At 44.3% G+C, this 23,209-nt stretch carries 21 protein-coding genes and 1 tRNA gene; 11 read left to right on the top strand and 11 right to left on the bottom strand.

The features are described from left to right. Positions 1-58: 58 nt before the first annotated feature. Positions 59-403: a helix-turn-helix domain-containing protein gene (locus tag F3I09_RS12815; protein WP_149695427.1), complete on the bottom strand. Its 345-nt coding sequence runs from the start codon at positions 401-403 to the stop codon at positions 59-61. Positions 404-481: 78 nt separating this feature from the next. Here F3I09_RS12815 and F3I09_RS12810 point away from each other — a divergent pair, with 78 nt between their 5' ends. The 3 genes from F3I09_RS12810 to F3I09_RS12800 are packed head-to-tail and all read left to right on the top strand — an operon-like array spanning position 482 to position 2,571. Next, positions 482-850: a DoxX family protein gene (locus F3I09_RS12810; protein ID WP_149695426.1), complete on the top strand. Its 369-nt coding sequence runs from the start codon at positions 482-484 to the stop codon at positions 848-850. Positions 851-880: 30 nt separating this feature from the next. Continuing rightward, positions 881-1,516, top strand: a complete 636-nt coding sequence (locus F3I09_RS12805; protein WP_149695425.1) for an NAD(P)-dependent oxidoreductase — start codon at positions 881-883, stop codon at positions 1,514-1,516. 44 nt (positions 1,517-1,560) lie between these two features. Continuing rightward, positions 1,561-2,571 carry an NAD(P)-dependent oxidoreductase gene (locus F3I09_RS12800; RefSeq protein WP_223233224.1) on the top strand — a complete coding sequence of 337 codons (1,011 nt, stop codon included), beginning with the start codon at positions 1,561-1,563 and terminating at the stop codon, positions 2,569-2,571. 1,022 nt (positions 2,572-3,593) lie between these two features. On the opposite strand, the gene F3I09_RS12795 is transcribed toward F3I09_RS12800, so the two are convergent. After that, positions 3,594-3,667: transfer RNA gene (locus F3I09_RS12795), tRNA-Pro, on the bottom strand. 283 nt (positions 3,668-3,950) lie between these two features. On the opposite strand from F3I09_RS12795, the gene F3I09_RS12790 reads away from it, so the two are divergent. Then, positions 3,951-4,736, top strand: coding sequence for a prohibitin family protein (locus tag F3I09_RS12790; RefSeq protein ID WP_149695424.1), 786 nt, complete (start codon positions 3,951-3,953; stop codon positions 4,734-4,736). A 53-nt stretch (positions 4,737-4,789) separates the two neighbouring features. Here F3I09_RS12790 and F3I09_RS12785 read toward each other — a convergent pair whose 3' ends face one another. Continuing rightward, on the bottom strand, positions 4,790-5,788 hold the full coding sequence (locus F3I09_RS12785; RefSeq protein WP_149695423.1) for a DUF3592 domain-containing protein: 999 nt from the start codon (positions 5,786-5,788) through the stop codon (positions 4,790-4,792). Between the two features lie 303 nt (positions 5,789-6,091). Between F3I09_RS12785 and F3I09_RS12780 the strand changes: the two genes are divergently transcribed. Then, positions 6,092-8,518, top strand: coding sequence for a CshA/CshB family fibrillar adhesin-related protein (locus F3I09_RS12780; protein WP_149695422.1), 2,427 nt, complete (start codon positions 6,092-6,094; stop codon positions 8,516-8,518). A gap of 65 nt (positions 8,519-8,583) precedes the next feature. On the opposite strand, the gene F3I09_RS12775 is transcribed toward F3I09_RS12780, so the two are convergent. Both F3I09_RS12775 and F3I09_RS12770 read right to left on the bottom strand, forming a co-directional pair. Continuing rightward, positions 8,584-9,957, bottom strand: coding sequence for a glycoside hydrolase family 47 protein (locus F3I09_RS12775; RefSeq protein ID WP_149695421.1), 1,374 nt, complete (start codon positions 9,955-9,957; stop codon positions 8,584-8,586). A gap of 82 nt (positions 9,958-10,039) precedes the next feature. Further along, positions 10,040-10,879 carry an AraC family transcriptional regulator gene (locus F3I09_RS12770; RefSeq protein ID WP_149695420.1) on the bottom strand — a complete coding sequence of 280 codons (840 nt, stop codon included), beginning with the start codon at positions 10,877-10,879 and terminating at the stop codon, positions 10,040-10,042. Between the two features lie 310 nt (positions 10,880-11,189). Between F3I09_RS12770 and F3I09_RS12765 the strand changes: the two genes are divergently transcribed. Further along, on the top strand, positions 11,190-12,632 hold the full coding sequence (locus F3I09_RS12765; protein ID WP_149695419.1) for a glycoside hydrolase family 130 protein: 1,443 nt from the start codon (positions 11,190-11,192) through the stop codon (positions 12,630-12,632). On the opposite strand, the gene F3I09_RS12760 is transcribed toward F3I09_RS12765, so the two are convergent. Genes F3I09_RS12760 through F3I09_RS12750 form a run of 3 tightly spaced genes read right to left on the bottom strand, consistent with a single transcriptional unit; the run spans position 12,633 to position 15,969 of the window. Further along, a complete protein-coding gene (locus F3I09_RS12760) occupies positions 12,633-13,643 on the bottom strand; it encodes a glycosyltransferase family 4 protein (RefSeq protein WP_149695418.1) in 1,011 nt (336 codons plus the stop codon). Then, a complete protein-coding gene (locus F3I09_RS12755) occupies positions 13,644-14,717 on the bottom strand; it encodes a glycosyltransferase (protein ID WP_223233223.1) in 1,074 nt (357 codons plus the stop codon). 55 nt (positions 14,718-14,772) lie between these two features. Continuing rightward, entirely contained in the window at positions 14,773-15,969 is a 1,197-nt protein-coding gene (locus F3I09_RS12750; RefSeq protein ID WP_149695416.1) for a glycosyltransferase, read from the bottom strand. 224 nt (positions 15,970-16,193) lie between these two features. Here F3I09_RS12750 and F3I09_RS12745 point away from each other — a divergent pair, with 224 nt between their 5' ends. Beyond that, positions 16,194-16,613 (top strand): Dabb family protein, encoded by a 420-nt coding sequence (locus F3I09_RS12745; protein ID WP_149695415.1) that lies wholly within the window; start codon positions 16,194-16,196, stop codon positions 16,611-16,613. Positions 16,614-16,741: 128 nt separating this feature from the next. Continuing rightward, complete coding sequence (locus F3I09_RS12740) at positions 16,742-17,140, top strand: hypothetical protein (RefSeq protein WP_149695414.1); 399 nt, start codon at positions 16,742-16,744, stop codon at positions 17,138-17,140. A 107-nt stretch (positions 17,141-17,247) separates the two neighbouring features. Here F3I09_RS12740 and F3I09_RS12735 read toward each other — a convergent pair whose 3' ends face one another. The 3 genes from F3I09_RS12735 to F3I09_RS12725 form a co-directional block, all read right to left on the bottom strand. After that, a complete protein-coding gene (locus tag F3I09_RS12735; protein WP_149695413.1) occupies positions 17,248-19,836 on the bottom strand; it encodes an outer membrane beta-barrel family protein in 2,589 nt (862 codons plus the stop codon). 135 nt (positions 19,837-19,971) lie between these two features. After that, positions 19,972-20,685 carry a LytTR family DNA-binding domain-containing protein gene (locus tag F3I09_RS12730; protein ID WP_149695412.1) on the bottom strand — a complete coding sequence of 238 codons (714 nt, stop codon included), beginning with the start codon at positions 20,683-20,685 and terminating at the stop codon, positions 19,972-19,974. A gap of 8 nt (positions 20,686-20,693) precedes the next feature. Continuing rightward, complete coding sequence (locus tag F3I09_RS12725) at positions 20,694-21,752, bottom strand: sensor histidine kinase (protein WP_149695411.1); 1,059 nt, start codon at positions 21,750-21,752, stop codon at positions 20,694-20,696. Positions 21,753-21,968: 216 nt separating this feature from the next. Between F3I09_RS12725 and F3I09_RS12720 the strand changes: the two genes are divergently transcribed. Genes F3I09_RS12720 through F3I09_RS12710 form a run of 3 tightly spaced genes read left to right on the top strand, consistent with a single transcriptional unit; the run spans position 21,969 to position 23,160 of the window. Then, on the top strand, positions 21,969-22,199 hold the full coding sequence (locus tag F3I09_RS12720) for a hypothetical protein (protein WP_149695410.1): 231 nt from the start codon (positions 21,969-21,971) through the stop codon (positions 22,197-22,199). Positions 22,200-22,235: 36 nt separating this feature from the next. Beyond that, positions 22,236-22,715, top strand: coding sequence for an ATP-binding protein (locus F3I09_RS12715; protein WP_149695409.1), 480 nt, complete (start codon positions 22,236-22,238; stop codon positions 22,713-22,715). 37 nt (positions 22,716-22,752) lie between these two features. Further along, the gene (locus F3I09_RS12710) at positions 22,753-23,160 is read left to right on the top strand and encodes a response regulator (RefSeq protein ID WP_188133788.1); all 408 of its coding nucleotides are present in this window, start codon (positions 22,753-22,755) and stop codon (positions 23,158-23,160) included. Positions 23,161-23,209: the final 49 nt, after the last annotated feature.

Genomic DNA, 23,209 nt, shown 5'->3' with positions numbered 1-23,209 from the left:
GAAATGCGTTTGTGTTTGTCGTAGGTTAACATGAACATAAGGGCTCGGTGCATAGCCCTTATTTCCCAATAATTTTTTTCCGGTGATTAACGCCCCAATCTCTCAATTCTTTTATGACTTTCCCTAGAGAGGCAGCATAAGGGGTTGTGATATATTCAACAATCACAGGCGACTCGTCGTATACGGTTCTTTTAATCAGTGTATGTTCTTCCAGATCTTTCAACTCTTTAGCAAGCACTTTTGAATTTATCTTAGGTATACTTCTTTCTATCTCCCTAAATCGATGATTCCCTGATGATATTGAAATCAGTATCATCAGTTTCCACTTTCCACTTATTACATCTAAGGCATCTCTGACTGGGAGCATTGCCGATAAACATTCGGTGTGATCTGCTTTCTTCATTTTGTTACTGCTTACCTTTAGGTAACTGCTTACATTTGGTAAGCAAATGTAATTAACTTTGCTGGAAATGAAAATGAGTTGAATACAGTACTTTGGATTGCACAGGGAATACTTGCTGTAATGTTTGGAATGGCAGGTGTTATGAAATCAACACAACCTATTGACAAACTAATGAAGTCAGGATTGAATTGGGTAGAAAGATTCCCGATTCCTACCCTTAGGTTTATCGGACTTTGCGAACTATTGGGAGCTATTGGATTAACTTTACCATGGGCATCAGATATTTTGCCGATACTTACTCCTATTGCAGCTGCTGGTCTTTGTATAATAATGCTTTTGGCTGCATTTCATCATTTAAATCACAAAGAAAGCAAAGCGGTAGTCTTCAATATTGTCCTATTATTATTAGCTGCATTTGTGGCTTATGGCCGTTTCACATCACTTTAATTCAAATATACACTGAAAACAAAAGGAAATATGAATATTACAATCTTTGGTGGAACAGGGAAAACAGGGCTTTTGCTTATAGAAAAAGCGTTAAAAAGTAGGCATACAGTTACCGTCTTTGCAAGAACTCCAACCAAAATTTCCATTCAACACAACAACCTTAAAATTGTAAAAGGCGAACTCGAAGAATACGGGAAGATTGAAGAAGCAATAAAAAATGCTGACGCAGTGATTAGTGTATTAGGACCTACTCAAAAAACAAAAGAGCTTGCCATTGCAAACGGAATTAAAAACATTGTCGATGCAATGCAAAAGAACGACGTAAAACGCTTGATAGCTACAGCGACACCAGCTTTTAAAGACAGCAACGACAAATTTCAAATCGGATTTTCGTTTGGTATCTTTATGGTAAAGATGCTAATAAAAGACAGTTATAATAACATCGTTTTGACAGGTAAATATATTGCTGAAAGTGGTTTGGATTGGACAATCGTCCGACTTCCAATGTTAAGCGACAAACCTGCAAACGGAAAAATAAACGCAGGTTATACGGGGGACGGTACGGTAAGTTTGTTTTCGCTGTCAAGAGCCGACTTAGCTGACTTTTTATTGCAACTGGTGGATAACAGAAAGTGGCTACATAAATCACCCGTAATCAGCAACTGACAAACGACAAGTACCACATGTTGACAGAGATGGCATAACTCATCATGCCACGCTTGAATAAAATTTTGGAACCTTCAAAAAACAAGGAAAAAACCATGCTGAAAACTGTTGTAATTGGTGGGAGCGGTCATATCGGAAGCTATCTCCTTCCTAAATTGGTAAGAGCAGGACATAAGGTAATTAATATTACCCGTGGACAAAGCAAACCCTACACCGATGATGTTTCCTGGAGGGAAGTTGAGCACCTGATTCTTGACCGTGATAAAGAACCGGTTAAAGAATTTGAAAGTAAAATTGCTGCATTAAATGCAGATATAGTTGTTGATCTGATCAACTTTACGCTTGAAAGCACAAAAAGCATAGCCGCGGCTTTGAAAAACACAAATCTTTCCCACTATGTTTACTGTTCCTCCATTTGGGCGCATGGGAAGGCAACTACGATACCGGTTGTTGAAGACCAGCCTAAGTTTCCGTTAGACGAATATGGGATACAGAAAGCGAAAAGTGAGGAGTACCTCCATAACCTTTACAGGCAGCAAGGCTTTCCCGAAACGGTTATCATGCCAGGACAGATTTCAGGTCCAGGATGGTTCATTATCAATCCTGTCGGCAATCAGGATATCAACATATTTAAACAAATTCAGAAGGGTGAAGAAATTGCCCTTCCTAACTTCGGCATGGAAACTTTGCACCATGTACATGCAGACGATGTGGCGCAAGTTTTCTTCAATGCCATTACACATCGGAATTTAGCCTTAGGCGAGAGTTTTCATGCGGTAGGATCAGAATCTATTACGTTATTGGGATATGCGCAGGCGATGTACCAATATTTTGGTAAGGAGGAAAAAATAAAGTTTCTTTCCTGGAACGAATGGTGTGACTATACGAAAGACAAAACCCATATTGAAAAAACCTATTTACATATTGCCCGTAGCGGTCATTTCAGCATCGAGAAAGGAAAACGTTTGATTGAATATTGGCCAAGACATACACTTTTAGAAACTGTGGAAGAAAGTGTTACCTATTTGACAGAACATCAGTGGTTAGAAAAATAAAAATAAGCAATCCTTTGACGACAGTGCAAACGTGCTGATGGGCCAGCAAGTATTGCGTCGTTCCATCTAATAAACAGTGAAACGCTTGATTCATCAAACAACATCTATGTTTCAGATTGGGGTAATTCAGCGGTTAGAAAGATTACACCTGATGGAACGGTAAAGACATTGTTTTGAACATCCACTGCTTTTGGATGTTAACCTGTATTAACGTTGGAGTTGGCAAAGATTTTTTATCTTCGAATTGCTTTTCTACTTGATTTAATTGACTTTAGTGCATATACTATACGATAGTTTAGCCTCAAGATTTACCTAAATAATTTTTATTAGCGTTGATAGTAATTAAAGTTTAGCCGCCGACAAAATAGCCAACAATGGTCCTGCATACGTGTAAAAAGGAGTTTTTACTGCCTTCGCAGCAGCAGATTCATCCACAGCAGTTGTAGCGCTAAAGACATTTCGTATAGCTTATTATTTTTACGAACTGCCCACGTCTTACCCAGACCAAAACAGGGGATATATAAAAGATGAAAATACGTTTGTCGTACCTCAATGCGAATGTCCGGTTCCTCGTTATACACGATACCGAGATCTTCCAAAGAAAAACTACGAATTCTAAAACTTTTTATGCCAAAGACGATCATCATAGGAGTAAAGATAGGTTAATGACAGGTACCTCGCTGCATTGAATAAACTTCAGCAAGAATATCCAGATGCGCCCAATAAACAATTCAATTTTTAGGTTGTTAATGCCGTTTATTATCACTCCCACTATCCACTCACCGCAAAGCGGCGAAATCATCACGCAAACGGCATCAAAAGGCACCAGAAAAAATGATATTACTTTTTGAATGCCAAATAGTTACAACGGTTTCCGTGAGTAATATCCGATAAAAAATTTACTCACGGATTTACTCACGAATAGAATGGTATGAATTGATATAATTTGCTAGGCTTAAAAAGGAAAAAGCCCGCCAATACTGGATATTTGCAGGCTTTGAATCGAATTGAAGTGTGATTAGTCGGGATGACAAGATTCGAACTTGCGGCCTCTTCGTCCCGAACGAAGCGCGCTACCGGGCTGCGCTACATCCCGAAGGATCTCTCAAAGAGCGTAAACCAATTTAACAACCTTTAAAAAAATAGCCAAATTTTTCTCCCTGTATTCCTTACATTCGTATTTAATTCAGCCTGAATATGAATCTCATTTATTTATCCCTGCCAGCAGTTATTATACTGGATATCTATATCTGGACATGGATAGCCGGATTATTATCTGCGCCGAGTGATCTAGCAGTATTCGCCGGCATTGTCTGCATTTTCGTAACGATAATACTACACTACGCATTATACAAGCTATTAAAATCCAAACTTAAATTATGAAGCGACCTATTATTCTGATGATCATTGTTGTAGTGATAATCCCCATATTCTGTATGCTTTGCTGTACCCGGATCGATGCCGGGCATGAAGGTATCAGGGTAAAGCAGTACGGCAGTGATAAGGGCGTGCAGGACATTTCCCTTGTAACAGGCCGGGTATGGTTCAATCCACTGACGGAATCAGTATATGAGTTCCCGATCTTCGTACAGACTGCTGACTACAATCCGTTTACCGTGAATGCAAAGGACGGATCGGTGTTTACAGTAGATCCGACCATTACATTCCGTGTTATTCCTGGTAAAAGTCCTGATATCTTTAAGAAATATCGTAAAGGGATTGAGGAAATCACAAAAGCAACTTTATATAACTACGTGCGGGATGCCTTCCGTATCCAGTTCAATAAATATACAACAGATAGTATGATCAGCAGCCGGGAGACCTTTGAGAATTCTGTACAGAAGCAACTGACGGAGTCTCTGCTGAAAGAAGGCTTCGACCTGGAACAGATGACAAGCGGTATTCAATATCCTGAAACGATCACACAGGCCATTGATGCCAAAAACAGGGCAGTACAACAGGCGATGCAGGTGGAAAATGAGCTGCGGGTAACAGAAGCCAACGCCAAAAAACTGATCATACAGGCAGAGGCAGAAGCGAAGGCAAATCAGCTCCGTCAGCAGTCTTTGACTCCTTTACTCATCCAGCAGCAGTTCATCGAAAAATGGGACGGAAAAACGCCTTTATATGGCAATTCTCCCACCTTCTTCAAGAATGTTCAATAACAAAAAAAGGCGTCTGGTAAAACCGGACGCCTTTTTTGTGTTATAAAAATCGCTTAATTCCTGAACATTGTTACCACTAACGCCGTTTCCTTGTTAAGTCCAGCTGCAGCTGCAACGATAGACGAGTTGTCAGTCTGATCTACTTCACGTTCCAGTTCTTTTGTGTGTACCACTAGTTTCAGATCACCTTTAGTATATATGGATAAGCTACCTGTCTGATTGTCGTGAGCAGTAGTGTCAGTGGCTTCCTTTTTGAAACCGGAATTACGGATGTCTTCCAGCATGCTCATAAAGCCTTCACGCATAGCAACATAAGTAACGCGCACACGCGGCTCAGCACTGAAAAAGACCTTTTTGCTCTCGTTCATATAAGTGGAACTATCATCATCAGCCATTGTCCAGCGATAGCTGATCTTGTTCAATGCCGGCAGAATGCTGTCGCCAGGCATTTCCAGTATCCGGGACATGTCTTTAATGGTCAGATTCCTGCTCTTGATGCCAGTGAATTCTTCCACCATTTCATCTCCCAGTAATATCTTCACAAGAGAGGGATGTTTAGTAGAATAGATCACTTCAACTTGCTGGCCTTTGCTGGCCTTCTCATATTGATCGCTGTCTACATCCTTCTGTGTGCGTACTTGTTTTCCCGCTTTGGTATAATAGGATATCGTCAGTTTGTAAGTACTGCTTTTGGAGCTTTTCCTGTAATAACCATCCACGATCGTGGCAGGTACTCTTTCCCCAAACTGTTTCAGTTCCTCATTCTCCAGCTTACCATAATGCATTGCGAATACGATAATGAGCACGATGGCAACAGGGATACATACAAATGTCATATTGTGATACCACTGTTTGGGATATCTGTCCCACTGTGTGATCTCATCCATGTCTGTGAAATCTGCAAATGTCTGCGCCATAAAGATGAAGCATAAAATACCCCCGATAATAGCCAGAAGTACCGGCATGGACAGGTATAGACCCGCCGGCATCCAGGTATACCAGATCAGGAATGTAAGGAGGAGCAGCACGCCCCAGATAATTCTTCTTTTCATATGTATAGGGTTGTAGTGTGTATAGGTAAGAGGTTTATGATGCAGTTAATAAACTATTCGCAGTCAATACTTTGTCCCAGTCTGATGTAAACTAACTGCAAATATACATTTTTTAATATATGAATATGGGCGTACTACTCATTTTAAATTATTATTTTATTTACTATTTTAATGTATTTTACAGAAGAGAACACTTGAAAGCCTCTGTGGTAGCTTGTTTTGGCCGTAGGTGATGAAAATGAAATAGTTAGCCGTAAACGCATATCTATACCTGAAAACCGATCCCTATAATTATATAATCTAATGCCAAAATTTTTACTACTATCCTTATTCCTGTTATGGTTTCATACTCAGTCATTTGCGCAATTGGCTGACAATGGAACAGGATCATTGAGAAACTTTACGTGGTGGATGGACTGGGCGGATATGAAGATTGAAGACGGAGCAACCAAAACGTTTATGACCGCTGATGGTCTTACCGTTACCGCCACTTTCTCCAGTGTAGCGGGAACGCCCATGGCGCCCGGTATCATGGAAACCTGGAATGGCGCTATCCTGAAAAACCTGTATAATTTCTCCGATCCCGCTATCAAACCGGCGATCCTGGTTTCAAACACCTTCAACAACAGCAGGTTTACTATCACCTTAAGGGCTACCCGCCGGGGAAAACCAATTGCGTTTACCCTGGTGGCCAGTGATGCGGAGGGGAGTAATTCATTAGAGACATTGACCATGACTACTTCCGCAGGTAACTGGCGGACCCTGGAATTTTTCAGGAATTCATCACAGGTAAATAACCCTGCTTCCGGATGCGGTACACAAACGATCAATATCTCCGATACATATGCCGGAACCCCGAACGTAGGACAGCTCCCCATCGTAGCTACTGACGTGCCTGCGGCGGGAATTGTGACGGTGGATGTTCGCCTCTTAAGGTCTACACATGGCAGCAGTGCTGTTGCTTTCGGCATTATCGCAGGTGTTGATGAAGGCGATCTGCCTGTCAGCTATGGTTACGCTACGCATCAATTGGTATACGCTACACAGAATCCCTGTAATGACCGGGCGCCACTGCCTGTTACTACAAGGGAGACTAATCTGAAACTGGGCAGCATAGCCGGTGATGCAGACGCTGTTGGTATGACCGATGATAATCAGCAGGGACGGGATGAGGAATCGGTAACTGCCTTCCGTGACTACAATGGCAATGGCGTTTATGATGTTACTGTTCCGCTGAGTAACACCACAGGAAAAACAGCCTATCTCACCGGTTGGTTTGACTATAACCGCAACGGTATGTTTGATGTCAATGAATCTGCTACGGCAACAGTAGCGCCCAATGCAACAGTTGCTACCCTGACCTGGAGCTCCCTGCCCGCTGGATTTATCGCCGGAAGGGTACCGCTGTATGGATTCAGGTTCCGTTTATCAACCGATCAGCAGGCGCTTAGAACGTCTGCAGGTTTCGCTCCGGACGGAGAAGTAGAGGATTATCTTGTCAGTATCAAAGCGCCCTGCTCCGCCAATATCAATACTTTATCAAATATGGTGCTCTGTGCCGGCAAACCGGCCCAGTTAAATGCTACTGGTTGTATCAGTTATCAATGGACGCCTGCTACAGGATTATCGTCAGATACCATTCCTGATCCGGTGGCAACACCAATGGTAACAACTACTTACAAGGTAAGTGGCGTGGATGCTTCCGGTTGCCCGGGTTCAGCAACGCTCACCATTTATGTCAATCCTTCTCCCATATTTACCAAAAGAAATGATACCGCTATCTGCGCGGGAAACAGCCTGCAGCTTTCTGCCGTTTCTGATATTCCTGCTACTTACAACTGGTGGCCTGATTCTTCGTTGAACAACAGCATCATTCCAAACCCTGTTGCTACGCCGCTTACAACTACCAGCTATACAGTTACTGCAACTACGATATATGGTTGTACCAGTAAATCTGCCATCAATATCACGGTAAATCCTGCACCCGATATGAGAGTGATGCCGGATACACCGGTAGTGTGCCTCGGACAGTCGGTTGAGATCCAGGCAAAAGGTGCGGATGTGTATGAGTGGTATACGGATACTGATTCACTGCTGACAACCAATTCGCTGATCGCCGTGGCGCCTACCTGTGATTCCACATTCAAGATCTATATGGAACAACATACCTGTGCAGTAGCAGACACATTCCTGGTACCGGTGAAGGTGTATGACCTGCCGGTTACTGCTGTTGCGAAATCAAGCGATATTGACTGCGCACACCCTGAAGTGGTCCTGGAAGCCACCGGTGGTGTTTATTACAACTGGCAACCTGCCAATGGCATGGCCAATAATATGGTGCCAAATCCTATAGTGTCTCCGCTGAAAACAGCTACCTATGAAGTGACGGTGATGGATGAACATGGCTGCACGCAGGTGGAAACGGTCACAGTGAACGTAGACATCGCACTGGCATTTACGCGGTCTCCTATTCCCACAGCCTTTACACCTAACGGCGATGGCAGGAACGATTGCTTCGGATTAAAGTTCTGGGGTGAGACGAATACATTCGAATTCAGTGTATATAACCGGGTAGGGAACCTGGTATTTAATACGCACTATCCTGGCGATTGCTGGGACGGCACCTTTAAGGGTATGTTGCAGCCGGCTGGTTCCTATATATACATGATTAAAGCAAAAACGATCTGCGGAGATGTACTGAGGAGAGGTACCGTGGTACTGGCCCGTTAAAGAGTAGGAGAAGGTGCCTCGATACTTCGGGACACCCTCTCTTCCTGTATATAGCGCTGGTTAACTTACAAATTAATGCCAAGCCGCCGCTCTATTTCAGCTGCTTTAAAATCCGCTATTCTGAAAGGATGCGCTTCGGTGTTAAATACATACTCCACCGTATTCAAACCGCTATCCGGCGTAAACAACAAATAGAAATACTTCATCGTTTCCGCAAAAAAATACGTCGGCAATCCGTTCTGCTGTTGTTTTGTCCGCACATCTGCTACTGATGAAAAGGCATTTACCGTTTTACAATATTTCAAAATATCATTGTAATACTGTTTTCCCATCTGTAGGTAGGTGGTATCTTTTGTATAATCATACAGATACCAGGCAGATTCTATGATCTCCGGATTCAGTTCGTACGAAGGAGAGGAAGGCATCTGCTTACGATAATCATAGATCATCGGTTCCAATCCATACTTCTTCCAGAGGTTATTCCAGGTAGATTGAAGTTTGACAGCCCTTTCAGCATCATCATCAATGCATAGCAATGCAGGGAAGAATGCATCGTAAAGGGTCACTGCGCTATTCTTCATTTCGCCTGAGTACATATCCGTTTTCCTGTACCAGATCGTTGTATCATTTTCTTCTGCGTCATACCTGTGAACAGCCGTAATGGTTTGTTCCCACATAGTTTTGATCTCAGGGTCCTTAAACAGCAACCAGGTCTTCAGCAGGTATTCGTAGTAGACATCTCCACCGGCGCCGATGAAACTGACTGTTTCCAGCCATTCACCGGTTTCGTTATTGATCACATTCCCTACAAGGTTGATTACTGATCGTCTTCCATAAACTGCCAGTGTCGCTTTCTTTGCTGCCTGGTAATATTTCGGATCCTTTGTATAATAACTCAGGATGCCCATTTCCAATGTATACGCCGCTGCTTCAGCGGTGTTGACTTTTTCTCCTCTTGTTTTACCGCTCTTCAGATTCACCCAATAGTAGGGAATGCCTGTAGGCGATTTGAAAGCCTGCAGCAAGCGGTCGCCCAGATCTTTTGTCTGCTCTAATACCTTCGGATTGTGTGTGTAGGAATACATGGCAAGCAATCCTCCCAACACACGTTTATTCATATCGAAGGTCTTCACATATACATCCGTATTAAAACTGCAGCTGTCTGTAATGTATTTCTCAATCTCCCTGGCCTGTTTCTGAAGGCCCATCACTTTCATAGTACTGTATGCGTCAATCGGAGAGATGTGGAGTGGTTCTTCATACCAGTCTGTATACTGTTTCGTTAACGGCAATAGGACGTCATGGCCCCATGCGTATCGTTTGTAGGTATCCCAGGCTTTTACAAATTCCTGTTTTACACTGTTCGATAACTCCGCTGTCTGGGCTTTCATAGGTAGGTAGCTGATCATGGCTGCGGCAGCCAGGATGCATTTTCTCATCAGATGCTAAATTATAGTCTGCGAAATTAATAAAGCGCTCATACTATTGCGCTAACAAATATATTTTTTACGGTATAACGATCTAAGACAGGCGCTGGTGCTGATCGCGGTACTGTGAAGGCGTTTGCTGGTAAATAGTCTGGAACTGCTTGTAGAAGTGGCCCAGGTTGTTAAATCCGCAGTCATGGCAGATACTCTTGATGGGGGCATTGGTGATCGCTAATTGCCTGGCTGCGAACTGCATACGTAATTCTGCCACCAGTGCAGAAAGGGTTTTATTGTAACTTTTCCGGACCGTCCTGTTGACATGATCAATATTTCGGCCGCAGATGGAAGCAAAGCCGCGGGCGCCCAGGCGGAACAGGTCTGGCTGAACCGGGAACTGCTGAACCGCATTATTCAGCCAGGCCGGAATATCCTGATTATCAGGTTGATTCTCATTAGGTAATAACAACCTGAAAAGCGATAACAGGAAACTGTCCAGGTGGATGGAAGAACTCTGATGTTTCCAGATCTTTTCCGCCTGATGGGTCACATTACGCAGTATGTTGATGTCAAGGCTTGCCTGATAGGGAAGAGGACCTTTTTTCCAAAAGAAATCATCCGTCCCGTTAAAATACCTTTTGCGGAAATACTGCACCGTTTTCAGGGGGAAAGCCAGATTCATCATGGTAATGCCCTGCCGGTTAGAGGCAAAGGTATGTTGATCTTCCGGGCGTATCATGACAAGATCACCCTCATTCAGGGGGACTTTTTTCCCATTAATGAGGTGTGTGCCGCTACCATGCTCTATCCAGAATATCTCGGCATAGTCGTGGTTATGCAGGGATATATCATCGCGTGAGAAGATCTTCACCCTGGCAAGATGGAATATTTCGCCTTTGGTAACAAAGTGGCGTAGTAGAAACTTAGTGACTTTCATAACGTGTCCCCAACTCTTTAAAGTTAAGCAATTTTTTATGCAGATGTGCCTGCTGGGATAAACAGCGCTGAATTGGCTGTGATTATCAGCTTTTTACCAAAGGTGTCCCCCTTGGGGGGAATTCCTTACTTTATCATTGGCTCAAATATTGTTTGCTAAAAGCTCAATGCCAACAGCAGTCAACTCATTCAGCCACACGAATCGAACGGTGACGCTGCTACGTGGTGCCACAAAACCTTAACATTAAAAGAGTTATCTTTATAAACAGATAGCTTTTTCTTAACCCAGTAGATTGTTGCATATGTTAAGCATGACGAGAAAAAACATCAGGATTACTCCCGATTTTAAGAGAGTGATTCCACGCTTTTTTAATTCGGGAAATGAACGTGCCCTCCAGATCATCAGCAATGTTGTCGATATGTCGGAAGATGCCGTATGTGAAGTATTGGGAAGCGTAAAGAAGGAATTTGCCTGCAGGTATAAAGATATCAATGTGGTCTTTGAGAACCATTATGGTAGGATCAGCAACCTGGTGCCCCCCGGAATGACAGTTACCAAAGAACGGCAACATTTACTGGGAGCTTATTTTACCATGGAATACTCCCTGGAAGCGGCCGCCCTTTTTAATCCTTCAGTTGTGGAAGCGCCGGACCAGTCCGGGCTGCAACCCGGAGAAAAGAGGGTAATAGTCAGTTTCAGGGCTACAGGAGAAAGTCATATTTCCTCTATCGAATTCCGGGAAGGGGTGCTGGATAAAGATTGTAATATCCATCTCGAGCCTCCGGCCAGGTTCCTGACAGAAGGCAAGCTGACCGGTGAAAAGCTGAACGATAAAGAGCATTTTGCCCAGCAGCTGTCACAGCTACGCCTGCCGGAAGATATCCATGTTGGTATATTACACCAGCTCACAGGAGAGTTCACCTATTCGGAAATAGACATCGTGCTGCGCACCCTGCTGAGGAGTGTTAAAGATCCGTCCGACCAGCAGAACATGAAACAACATGTGCTTGAACTGGTTGACGCCAGCTATGAGCTGCATTTCCCGGACTATACAGGTCTGTCAGAACGTGTCATCTTTCCGGTAACCTACACAGAAAAGAATGGTATCGAAGACGCCCGTTTTGTAAGATTTGTGGAGGAAGAAGGCTCCTGCACCTACTACGCTACCTATACTGCCTATGACGGTTCATTCATCCTGCCTAAGCTGATCAAAACCTGTGACTTCCAGCATTTTGAGGTTTCCCCCTTATATGGGAAGGGGGCAGTGAATAAGAATCTCGCACTCTTTCCAAAAAAGATCAACGGAAAATATGCCATGCTGTCCAGAATAGATGGTGTGAATAACTATATCATGTTCTCAGAAGATCTGTATGAATGGAATGAACCCATTCTGCTGCAGCAGCCTAAATATCCATGGGAGTTTGTGCAGATAGGCAATGCGGGTTCACCATTGCTCACGGAAAAAGGATGGCTGATCATATCCCATGGCGTGGGACCTATGCGGAAATATTGCCTGGGAGCCGCTCTTTTTGACCTGGAAGATCCTACTAAGGAACTGGGCCGGTTGCAATATCCTTTGCTGATGCCTAAAGAAGATGAGCGGGATGGTTATGTGCCTAATGTAGTGTATTCCTGTGGTGCAATGATCCACGATGGGCTGGTCTTTATTCCCTATGCAGTGTCGGATTATGCATCATCGTTCGCCAGCGTACCGCTTGATAAATTACTGAAAGCTTTATTAAAAGTTGGGTAGTCAGGCCGTACTGACAATCCTTCTGTATACCTCAATATAATGGCTTACCATCTGCTCCTGGCTGAAATTAGCCATCGCGTGCAGGTGGCAGTCATACCGGCGGATGTCCTGTATGTTCCCGGCGGCAGCTACAGCTTCTTCTACCGTATTGACAAGAAATCCGGTCGTTCCCTCCAGTATCAGTTCTTTCATGGCGCCCCTGTTAAATGCAATAACAGGCGTACCACACATCATCGATTCCGCTATGCTTAATCCAAATGGTTCTTCGAACATTACAGGATGCAGTAATGCAGTAGCGTTGCCCAGCAGCCGGCAACGTTCCGCAGGGCCCACGTTCCCTTTATAAATAACAGTTTCGCCATTGACAAAAGGTTCTACTTTCTCCGTAAAATAATGTGCATCTTGTATCAATCCGCAAATGAGCAACTGCATGTTCAGTTTCCGGGCGATCTCTATTGCCAGGTGTGTGCCTTTTTCAGGATGTATCCGGCCAAAACTCAGGAGGTATTCTTCCGGTACTTCCCGGAACGGGAATAGTGACTCATCAATGCCGTTATATACAGTGGCGATATACCTTAGTTCCCTGCTCCGGTCACTGTTGCTGATAGAGACATAATGCCCGGTATTATTGTACTTCTTGTATACCGGTATAATGTCCTGCGAAGAGAAGCCGTGAATGGTCGTTAGCATCGGTGTGGGAATCAGCCGGGAATAGGTGAGGGGCAGGAAATCATAATGATTGTGTATAAGGTCAAATTCTCCGGCTCTCTCCATTAGTGCTGAAATATGAAGGCATTCCCATACCTTGAAATCAGCCGGGTCTTCTCCCAGCGGATGATCACACACAGACGACAGCTTTGCACCGGTGATAGAATCGCCCGTGGCAAAAAGTGTTACATCGATTCCTTTTTTAACGAGACCTTCGGTAAGTACTGAGGTCACCTGTTCCCATGGACCGTATTGACGGGGAGGAGTTCGCCAGACGATGGGGGAGAGAATTGCTATTTTCATTTATCTGTCTAACATTTCAGAAACGACAAAATAAGCTATCCAGAAGGCGATGGTGCTTTCAGCGCCCTGGTTTTCATTTACCCTGTCGGGGTGCAAACCATCAGAGCAGCCACCGGTATCTTTATCATATAGCGGCAACTGTAATGCATTCTCTCCAATGAACCATTGCCAGGATCGTATTCCCCTGGCAAAGAATTTTTTATCTCCGGTAATATGGAATGCCTGCTGATAAAACAACACCATGGCCATGGCATCCAGCGGTTGCTGGTCAAACAAAGCGGTATTGCCACCTTTACTGCTCCAGCCATTATTACCGACAGGATATAATATACCGTCACGAAATACTTTTGATTCCAGGAAACTAACGGCCTCCAGCGCTGTATGGAGGTATTCGTCCTGCCGGGTGAGCTCATAGGCGTGCAGCAGGGCCAGTGGTATCATGGCGTTATCGTACGTCAGCACTTCCTCAAACCAGCACCACTTCTTATCTGAATATCTGCGATATTCATGTATCAGTTTATCGGCCAGCAGTCCAACCCTGTTCAGATGTCCGTCCAGCGGATGATGAGATCCGATAAACATACATAACCCGATCAGGCTGTTGGCAATGCCTCTGAGAGAGATCAGCTTGTCCATATGAGGAGCCGCTTTCAGGAAAATATCTTCCGCTGTTCTGATGGTAAGCGGCGATGGTCCATCGGCTGTCAGATAACCAAGGGCCATGATCGTCCTGCCATAAGCATCTTCCGAGCCGCCGTCTATCACGATCTGCTTATTATAATGCATGAAATTGTGAAAATAGCCGTCCTCCATCTGCATATAATGAATGAAGCTCAGATACACAGACATTAGCTTCAGCACATCAGGGTGACTGTCATGTTTCCATGCCAGCACGGTTAACAACAGCGCCCGGGAATTATCGTCCGTACAATAGCCTTCTTTCCTGTTGGGTATATTACGCAGGGCATGTTGTATGATGCCCGTGTTGTCTGTCATATTCAGTACATGATCCGGATTAAAGGCCGGCAAAGATATTTTGCCGGATATGGTTTCCTTTTTTTGAATGGTTTTCATTGTCTTTAAATGCGGGTGCATAATAATTTTTTTAGTGAATAATAGGCGATGCCGGTTACAGGGCTACAATATTGTTGTAGGTGGGTGACTGTTTTTTCATCAGTTCATAGAACAACATTGCATGTTTACGTGCCACCGAGCCCCAGAGGGTATTCCTGGTCCTCATAAATGCCTTTTTACCCATCTCCAGCCTTTGCGCTTCATTACGCAGCAGATAGATTGCATTCTCTGCCAGCGCGTTTTCATCGCCTGACTGAATGATGATACCTGTATCTTCATCCAGCATTTCATTCGCCAGCACAAAGGCATTGGATATGATTGCACAACCGGCGCTCATAGCATACATGAATGTACCGCTCATTGCCTGGTTGGGGTCTTTGGAAGTAAAGAGGTAAATGTCAGTAAGGGATAGATATTTCAGTAATTGATCTGTTGGAATGAATTCGTTAACAAGTTTAACGTTTTGTGTAAGATTATTTTCTGCGATCAGTTGCTGGAGACTTTCCCGGTAAGTTTCTCCCTCAGTTTCCACTAAATTGGGGTGAGTATTCCCCAGTATGACGTAAACTGCTTCCGGAAATTCCGCAGCGATCTTCACCATCGCTTTGATACCCAGCTCAATTCCCTTGTTGGGACTAAGCAATCCGAAAGTGGTCAGTATTTTTTTATTCTGCAGGTTAAACCTGTTTTTCAACTCCATTCTGTTGTTTGGAGGAATGGGGTGAGTACCGTGGGGAATGATCAGCAGTTTTTCCGGTTCAATATGATAGTCTTCCACCAGTAGTCGGTGTGAATGATGGGTCATTATGATCACCTTCTCGGCCAGCAAACAAATGCTCCTTACCAGCTTCAGCCTTTCATTATCAGGGTGAGGTAATACGGTATGGAAACGGATAATAAAAGGCTTGCTCAGGAGGGAAAGGAAGGCCAGTATATATTCTCCCATATTTCCGCCGAAAAGCCCGAATTCGTGTTCTACACAAACCATTTTCACAGCAGGATTCTGATTGATGGCCTCTGCACCCGCTATACAGGAATTCAGCCTGCAACCGTCCATGACCATCGTGACAGGCGCTGCATACAGCTCTGTATTGACCCTTTTGTCCAACGCACATATACTGATGTCAAACTCATGCCTCAACAGACGGGTCAGTTCTCTGGTAAGATCGGCAGTAAAGGTGGCAATGCCGCATTTACGGGGCGAATAAGTGCTCACAAAGAGAATCTCAGGCTTCATGTCAAATGTATCCATATCAAAATTTTTAACGAAGTAGTAGCAATCAGGCTCACCAAAAATCAGCCGGAGTGGAATAACAGGGCTGGGGGTTCAAAGCTGTTATGTGTCTTAGTGTGATCCTGCTCATAGAATTACAAAAAGCGAACCAGTTGCATTGGCACGACCCGGAAGGAAAGATTGGAGCAGCAATGTAGGGATATCCGGATAATTTTCCTATTTTCCTTGGCAAAAATGACCCTATGTCGAAACAAACCAGAAGACAGTTCCTTTCAGCAGCAGGTAAAACGGCTGCAGTGGCAGGTGTAGCTACAATGACAGGCGGAGTGGCCATGGCAGTACCACCGGTAGAGAAGGTATTTGTGCATCATGTATATTTCTGGCTGCATAATCCGGACAGCCAGGAAGACAAGGCCAAACTTATTGCCGGATTACAAAAGCTGGCAAAAGAGGCTAAAACCATCAAACAACACCATATCGGTACGCCGTCTAGCACTAACCGCGACGTAATAGACCGCTCTTACCAGGTTTCCTGGTTACTGTTCTTTAAAAACAAGGCTGACCAGGATATTTATCAGACAGATCCTGCCCACCTGAAGTTTATAGAAGAATGCTCTTCGGTGTGGAAAAAAGTGATCGTTTACGATTCCGAAGATATTTAGTGATACTTTGTATATTTGAATCAACAGTCAGTCCGTCAAAGGCGGACTGATATTAATATCAGCCAGGATTTTATTATTACAACGAAGAACCAATGCCAGCCTGATCGTCATCATTAAAGTGATTTATTATGCTGAAACGACTCATTGGACTACTCTTTCCCCCAACACAACAAGACACCAATGCCGGTCTGAAAATGACCGGAAACAGGATAACGGTGAACGCAGAAGATTTTACCATTTTTACATCCAATTATTATGAGGAGCCGGTTAACACCGACAGCCTCGAAGTCCGCATGCTGGATGGACTGACCGGCCATCAGACCAACCATGTGCAGGAGCGGGAAATATGTTATCTATCCTGCGCTTATCTGGATAATAATACGCACATTGAATTACTCAGTCCCTACATCTACAAAGACCGGGTTACGGTCAATTTCCTGCTGGAAAAACATAAACAGATATCTATTTACGTGAATCCTGCTGATTGCCGGGAGTATTACTTTGATATCGACTTCATGAATGCTTAACGAAGGAATAAAGGGCTGTTCCCGATGAAAGGATATTGCCATAAAAGCAAAAAACGAATGGCTGTCTGACCATTCGTTTTTTGCTTTTGTTGTTCCTGTATATGATATTATTGCATACCATCCATCATGCCCTGGTTGCCTGCACCCTGACTCTTACGTTTGAACAGGGAGGCATCTATTTTCCCGAAGCGGTAGGCAATATTCAGCCTGATCATCTGCGGGTTCCTTAAACGGTTGTAATTCTGGGTAAAATAAGCACTGTATGAGTACTGATCAGTCTTCCGGGTACGGAAGATATCGCTCACAGCAATTGTAGCACTCAGCGCTTTACTCTTCAGGAAGCTTTTCTTCAGCGCCAGGTCTATACCATAGAAAGAACGGATATAACCCTGTGAGGAACTTTGTGCTTCCATGCCGGGAGGACCACCACCAAAGCCGTTGTTGGTATTGATCGGCAGGTTGGTCTTGGACTGGTAGGTTGCTGTCAGCTGCAGTTCCATGGCGGCAGGTAACTTGAAATTACTGTTCAGCTTACCGAATACGCTCCACAATGCTTTCTGATTGGCTACCGCAGTTTGGCCGGCATCTACCTTAGAATTGTACATATTGATGTTGGTAGACATATCCCACCATTTCGTGAAGTAGTTCTGAACCGTAATCTCCGCGCCGGTAGTGTAACTGCCTTTCGCGTTGATGAAGGTGTTGATCAGCGCTGTATTGCCGGTGGTCGGGTCAGTCTGCCGGTCTATATAACTGGTGATGGTATTGTCAGTGTATTTGTAATACACAGAACCCAGAAAGGTATGGTTACCTTTAAATGTTTTCAGATAAGATAACTCCAGGGACTGTGTGAACTCCGGTACCAGGCCGGGATTACCTTTTGTGATGTTCAGCTTGTCGGTCGAATCAGCAAAAGGTATCAGCTGGAAGAAGTTCGGACGATTAATACGGCGGGTAGCGCTCAGTTGTACTTCCTGGTCATGTTTGAACTTCTGGCTCAGGAAGATGGTAGGGAACAGGCTGGTGGGATAGCTGTTGCTGAATTGCTGTCCGGTCTGGATCAGTTCCCCGGTGTATTTTGAGCTTTCCCCGCGTAATCCCAGTTTGTAGCTGAAATTATGAATGCTGTTGCTAAAGGTTACATAAGCAGCGTATACACTCTCATTGTTCTTATAGTTGCTGGTATTACCGGATGTAAGGTCATATAGCCCGGTAGCTTCGTTGAACAGATAGTTATAGTTGGCGTTTTCGATATGACGGAAGCTTGCCCTCAGACCAGCCTCCAGTTTACCTTTGGCACCGATCGGCTTTACGTAGTCTGTTTGCGTGGTGATATTCCGCATTTTACCATTGCCGGAGATCTTTTCCAGTTGGTTGCTGGTAACAGCACCACCTTTAACATTGTAGAAGTCTGTGTTATAGTTGGAACTGTTGGTAGCTTTACCACCAAAATAGTTCGCATCTACTGTCAGTTCTTCTCCTTCGTGGGGGAAGAGATGTTTCAAACCCAACACTAAACCGGTCCCGTTGAACTCTCGTTTACCGGCTGTCACCCTGCGGCTGAAAGCAGTTGCAGGAGCACCACTGAATAGTGTGTCGGTATTGATATCGAGGATGCTGGAAGGTTTGAAACTACCGTGTACCCTTATACCGGAAACAGATAAAGTGGTACGGTTGGTGGCAAAATAGTCAGCGCCCAGGCGACCGAACATGAATCCGCCATTGCTTTTGGAAGTGTTTTCCTGCAGGGTATGGATGTCCGGATCACTGGAGATGTCGTAACGGTCTGTTTTACCGGTAGTACGGTCACGCATCTGGTTGATCATACCGCTGGCTGTCAGGTTCAGCTTACCCTGGCGCAGGTTGAAGTCGGCGCCGCCGTTGATACCGCCACGTTTGTCCACACCCGCACGGAGGTTTCCGTTATAACCGGTTTTGCGGTTCTTTTTCAGTACGATATTCACGATACCTGCCCCACCGCCGGAAGCATCATACTTGGCGCTGGGAGCGGTCATTACCTCCACGCTTTCGATTGCGTCAGCAGGGATCTGATCGAGAGTAAGGGTAGTGGGACGGCCATCAATGTACAACTGAGGGGTCGCATTACGCATGGTCATGTTACCATCGATGTCGACATTAACAGAAGGCACGTTCTTCATAACATCCTGCGCGGTACCGCCGGCGCTTGAAATGCTCTTTTCCACATTGAACACCTTTTTATCCATATCCACCTTCATGAGTGGCTTGGTGCCGGTCACCGTTACGCCCTGCAGCTGACTGATATCGCTGGTCAGTTTGATATTGCCCAGGTCTTTATCAAAAGAGGGCATAGTACCGGGAGCAGGTTTCTTTGTCATGAAGGATATTGCCTGAGAATAAGGCTTGAAGCCAGTGGCGGAAATCTTCAGGATCAACGGCCCCATGATAGGCAGTTCTTCCAGGTTGAATTCACCATTATTCTGGGTGATAGCACCTTTTATCAGTACATCCTTTTTTGTCTTTGTGGCCGAGTCGAAACGATTCTGAAATACGATCACCGAGGTATAGGGCATAGGCTTCCCTTCGTTGTCGAGTATTTTTCCATAAAGGCGGCCTATGCTGGGTGGTTTACCTCCGGCAAAACCTCCGGGCCTCTGTTGCGCGGATAGTTGAAGGGAGAAAGTTAGCATGGCGATAAGCCAGAGAATTCTTTGCATAAGTAACATTCTTATAGAAGCAAAACTAATAGCGCATTTCCATTATACATAGCAAATGAGACAATGCCTGGAAAAAATGCGACGAAAAAGCCGGAAAATAGCGTTGGCAGGGATACATGATAAGCTGGTAAAGGCTTACCTGATACCTGTGAGCGCAGCTACTGCCTCCCGGTAATTATCGCCCACGGGTAGTTCCATGGCGCCGATAAACACACTATTTTTTCTGATGGCGGTAATATGCGCCACGGCAATAATATATGATTTGTGAATCCGGATGAATTTGGCGGGTGCCAGTTGTTCTTCCACTTGTTTTAATGGCATACGTGTCACAACGGGTTTGGTTGTTCCTGTAAGATGTATTCTGATATAATCTTTTAATGCCTCTATCCAGATGATGTCGGCTACGTTGATTTTCAACAGGCTATAGTCGGAATTGACAAAGAAGAATTCCGGTGTACCGGCCGCGGAAGCTGTCACGGGCTGATGCTTCAGCTGGTATAGCTCCCTGGCCTTATTACAGGCCTTGATAAAACGGGGTAATGCCACGGGTTTTACCAGGTAATCTGTCACATCGAGTTCAAATCCTTCCAGCGCAAATTTTTCATAGGCAGTAATGAGGATGATCATCGGTTTATGCGCCAGACTCTGAATAAATTGTAATCCTGTCAATCCCGGCATCTGTATATCAAGAAAGATCAGGTCCACCTCCTTTTCCTGCAATACTTTGATAGCCTCAAATGCATCTGCACATTTGGCTACCAGCTCAAGATAAGGCACCTGGCGGATATTATCTTCCAGCAAATCCAAAGCTAGTGGTTCATCATCGACAGCTATACAACGTAAGGTCATAAATCAATTTAATGTAAATGTAATTGCAAAGACACAACAAACCATCCTTCTTTTTTATTGATCAGCAGCTGATGGTTGTCTTTGTACAGGAGATTGAGCCTCCGTTTCACATTTGTGAGCCCGATACCGGAGGTTTTGTCTTTTATTTCCGTGTATTCAGGATTGTACTTATTCATTACGGTGAACTGCAACAAACTCTGACGGGCACGCAGTTCTATGTCAATACGCGCATCAGGTATAAGACCTGTCCCATGTTTAAATGCATTTTCCACAAAAGGGATCAGCAGCATTGGCTCAATTTCATATCCATGCTCCGGCAGCTCCATAGAAACATTCACCTGTACTTTAGCGCCAAAGCGTTGTTGCTGCAGGTCGATATAACTCTGGAGATAATCTGTTTCCTTGTCCAGTGGTACCTTATCTTCATCTGCCTCATACAGCATATAGCGCATGAGAGAGGAAAGTTTGATCAGCGATGGCTCCAGCTGGTCTGACTGTTTTCTGGCCAGCGCTACCATGTTGTTCAGCACATTGAACATAAAGTGGGGGCTGACCTGTGAGCGTAACAGGGAAAGTTCGGTTTTAAGATTTTCGTTTTCCTTTTCGCTGGCCAGCTTGTCCGCATTCATCTTATCCCGGATCATTTTCCAGGCTGTACTACAGGCCAGGATGAACAGCAGGGTGAAGAAAGTAAAAAGGATGGTAGGCCTTAATTCAAACTGTTTGCGTGTAATGAAGCCCTGTATGAATAACATGCGCGAATATACCAGCACAGCAAAGAAGGATAACAGTATCCCGCTGAACTGGAGATATTTTTTCCGGTAGATAAGTTTAGGGATCAGGATACTGGCATTCAGGTAAAAAAAGAGGATGAGTACCCAGGCGTTGATGATATAATGGATCTGCCATAACTGCTCATCCGGATCTGGTGCATGCCGTTGGTCGGGGGAAGGACGTAACAGGTAAGGAAGGGAAAATAGTGTCACCCAGGCAATCACGTGCAGGGATACCTGCGCCCATTTCTTCGAATACCACGCCTGTTTCGTATCAGTAGTAATTGTAGTCATTACCGTGTGTAACAGTTAAATAACCCAAAAGAACCCCAAAAAACTATATTATGTAAAAAAAATGAGATGAATACCGCTTTTTTGGCGGCAAACTTGTAGTTTTCTTTTATATTGCTGTTTATTAGTAGATTAGCCATTTATAATTATATCCCAACCCCGGTAAGAGCTTTAATTAATGTATTCATTTGGCTCGTGTGTCAAAATAACTAAGAATTGATGAAGATCGATCATGCGAACAGTTGGTTACCAGCAATAGCCCAGGCTATTGAAGAAGGATATATTGCCATTGATGAGCAGGATCGGATCGTAGGTCATAATAAATCCGCATTAAAGGCTCTCCAGGTGTCTGAAACACAAAAAGAAGCCCCTGACTTCCGGGACGCCGTCCGGATGCTGCCATTTGCAGAGATAGCTTTTTACGAATGTTACCCGCCTGATGGATACTAATGGATCTCTCAACAGGGTGATCAATGAGCTGGAACTTTGAATGATCGGAAGGAAATGATTGATCTGCAGGTAAATAAGCAGATTTTTTTTACCCATTGCGAACAGGAACCAATGATCAGGCAGGTGTGGAAATTATTGAGTCCGCAGATTGAGGAAAAAGATGCACATTTGTCGCTCAATTTGAGCGTACCCGTTATAAACTACGTTAAAGTATATTTGGAAAATATTTTATTTAACCTGATTAATAATGCAATAACCTATACGCGGCCGGGTGTAGTACCTGAGATCAGAATAGAAACATGGAAAGAGGAAGATAACATCGTATTGATGGTACAGGATAATGGCATAGCGATTGACCTCGAAAAGCACCAGGACCAGCTATTCCGGTACAAGACGATGTTTCACCGCGGTTACGGCAGCAATGGGGTTGGCCTTTTTAAAATCAGGAACCAGATCAGGATATTCGGGGGCAATATTGAAGTCAAAAGTGAATCGGGCAGGGGCAGCAGTTTCTAAGTTTATTTTAATAACCGCGTACACACCTTACAGCAAGATGAATAAAGTAAAGCATGTTTGCGTTGTCGATGATGATGAACTATTTCAGTTTGTAATGCGGCAGCACTTTGAGCGGCTGGAGCTTGTAGAACGTATCCATAAATTCACGGATGGAGAACAGGCGCTGAATTATATTAAATCTCATCTCAATACTCCGGATGAATTGCCGGATCTCATCCTCCTGGACGTTAATATGCCATATATGGACGGCTGGCAGTTTATGCGCGAGTTTGTAAAATTGTCCCTGCCGGACGATAAACATATCAGAATATATATTCTTACCAGTTCCACACATGAAAGCGATCTGCAGCGGGCAAGAGAGTTTCCCGGCCTGGCCGGATATCTCGTTAAACCGATCGGCAAAAACATTATCCGCGAGCTGCTGATGGGAGCTGAGCAACATTAATATTTACCGCTTACCTGATTATTACCGGAAAGAAACAACGATCATTTGT

This window comes from Chitinophaga sp. CF418 (assembly GCF_900142925.1).
Lineage (GTDB): Bacteria > Bacteroidota > Bacteroidia > Chitinophagales > Chitinophagaceae > Chitinophaga.
The sequence above is the reverse complement of the archived record's forward strand: the minus strand, read 5'-3'. Positions and strand labels throughout refer to the sequence as shown.

Bases quoted from the DNA above. Each gene is read 5' to 3' on its own strand.
- F3I09_RS12815 (WP_149695427.1), bottom strand. From the start codon at position 403: ATGAAGAAAGCAGATCACACCGAATGTTTATCGGCAATGCTCCCAGTC.
- F3I09_RS12805 (WP_149695425.1), top strand. From the start codon at position 881: ATGAATATTACAATCTTTGGTGGAACAGGGAAAACAGGGCTTTTGCTT.
- F3I09_RS12800 (WP_223233224.1), top strand. From the start codon at position 1,561: ATGCCACGCTTGAATAAAATTTTGGAACCTTCAAAAAACAAGGAAAAA.
- F3I09_RS12790 (WP_149695424.1), top strand. From the start codon at position 3,951: ATGAAGCGACCTATTATTCTGATGATCATTGTTGTAGTGATAATCCCC.
- F3I09_RS12785 (WP_149695423.1), bottom strand. From the start codon at position 5,788: ATGAAAAGAAGAATTATCTGGGGCGTGCTGCTCCTCCTTACATTCCTG.
- F3I09_RS12780 (WP_149695422.1), top strand. From the start codon at position 6,092: ATGCCAAAATTTTTACTACTATCCTTATTCCTGTTATGGTTTCATACT.
- F3I09_RS12775 (WP_149695421.1), bottom strand. From the start codon at position 9,957: ATGAGAAAATGCATCCTGGCTGCCGCAGCCATGATCAGCTACCTACCT.
- F3I09_RS12770 (WP_149695420.1), bottom strand. From the start codon at position 10,879: ATGAAAGTCACTAAGTTTCTACTACGCCACTTTGTTACCAAAGGCGAA.
- F3I09_RS12765 (WP_149695419.1), top strand. From the start codon at position 11,190: ATGACGAGAAAAAACATCAGGATTACTCCCGATTTTAAGAGAGTGATT.
- F3I09_RS12760 (WP_149695418.1), bottom strand. From the start codon at position 13,643: ATGAAAATAGCAATTCTCTCCCCCATCGTCTGGCGAACTCCTCCCCGT.
- F3I09_RS12755 (WP_223233223.1), bottom strand. From the start codon at position 14,717: ATGAAAACCATTCAAAAAAAGGAAACCATATCCGGCAAAATATCTTTG.
- F3I09_RS12750 (WP_149695416.1), bottom strand. From the start codon at position 15,969: ATGGATACATTTGACATGAAGCCTGAGATTCTCTTTGTGAGCACTTAT.
- F3I09_RS12745 (WP_149695415.1), top strand. From the start codon at position 16,194: ATGTCGAAACAAACCAGAAGACAGTTCCTTTCAGCAGCAGGTAAAACG.
- F3I09_RS12740 (WP_149695414.1), top strand. From the start codon at position 16,742: ATGCTGAAACGACTCATTGGACTACTCTTTCCCCCAACACAACAAGAC.
- F3I09_RS12735 (WP_149695413.1), bottom strand. From the start codon at position 19,836: ATGCAAAGAATTCTCTGGCTTATCGCCATGCTAACTTTCTCCCTTCAA.
- F3I09_RS12730 (WP_149695412.1), bottom strand. From the start codon at position 20,685: ATGACCTTACGTTGTATAGCTGTCGATGATGAACCACTAGCTTTGGAT.
- F3I09_RS12725 (WP_149695411.1), bottom strand. From the start codon at position 21,752: ATGACTACAATTACTACTGATACGAAACAGGCGTGGTATTCGAAGAAA.
- F3I09_RS12720 (WP_149695410.1), top strand. From the start codon at position 21,969: ATGAAGATCGATCATGCGAACAGTTGGTTACCAGCAATAGCCCAGGCT.
- F3I09_RS12710 (WP_188133788.1), top strand. From the start codon at position 22,753: ATGAATAAAGTAAAGCATGTTTGCGTTGTCGATGATGATGAACTATTT.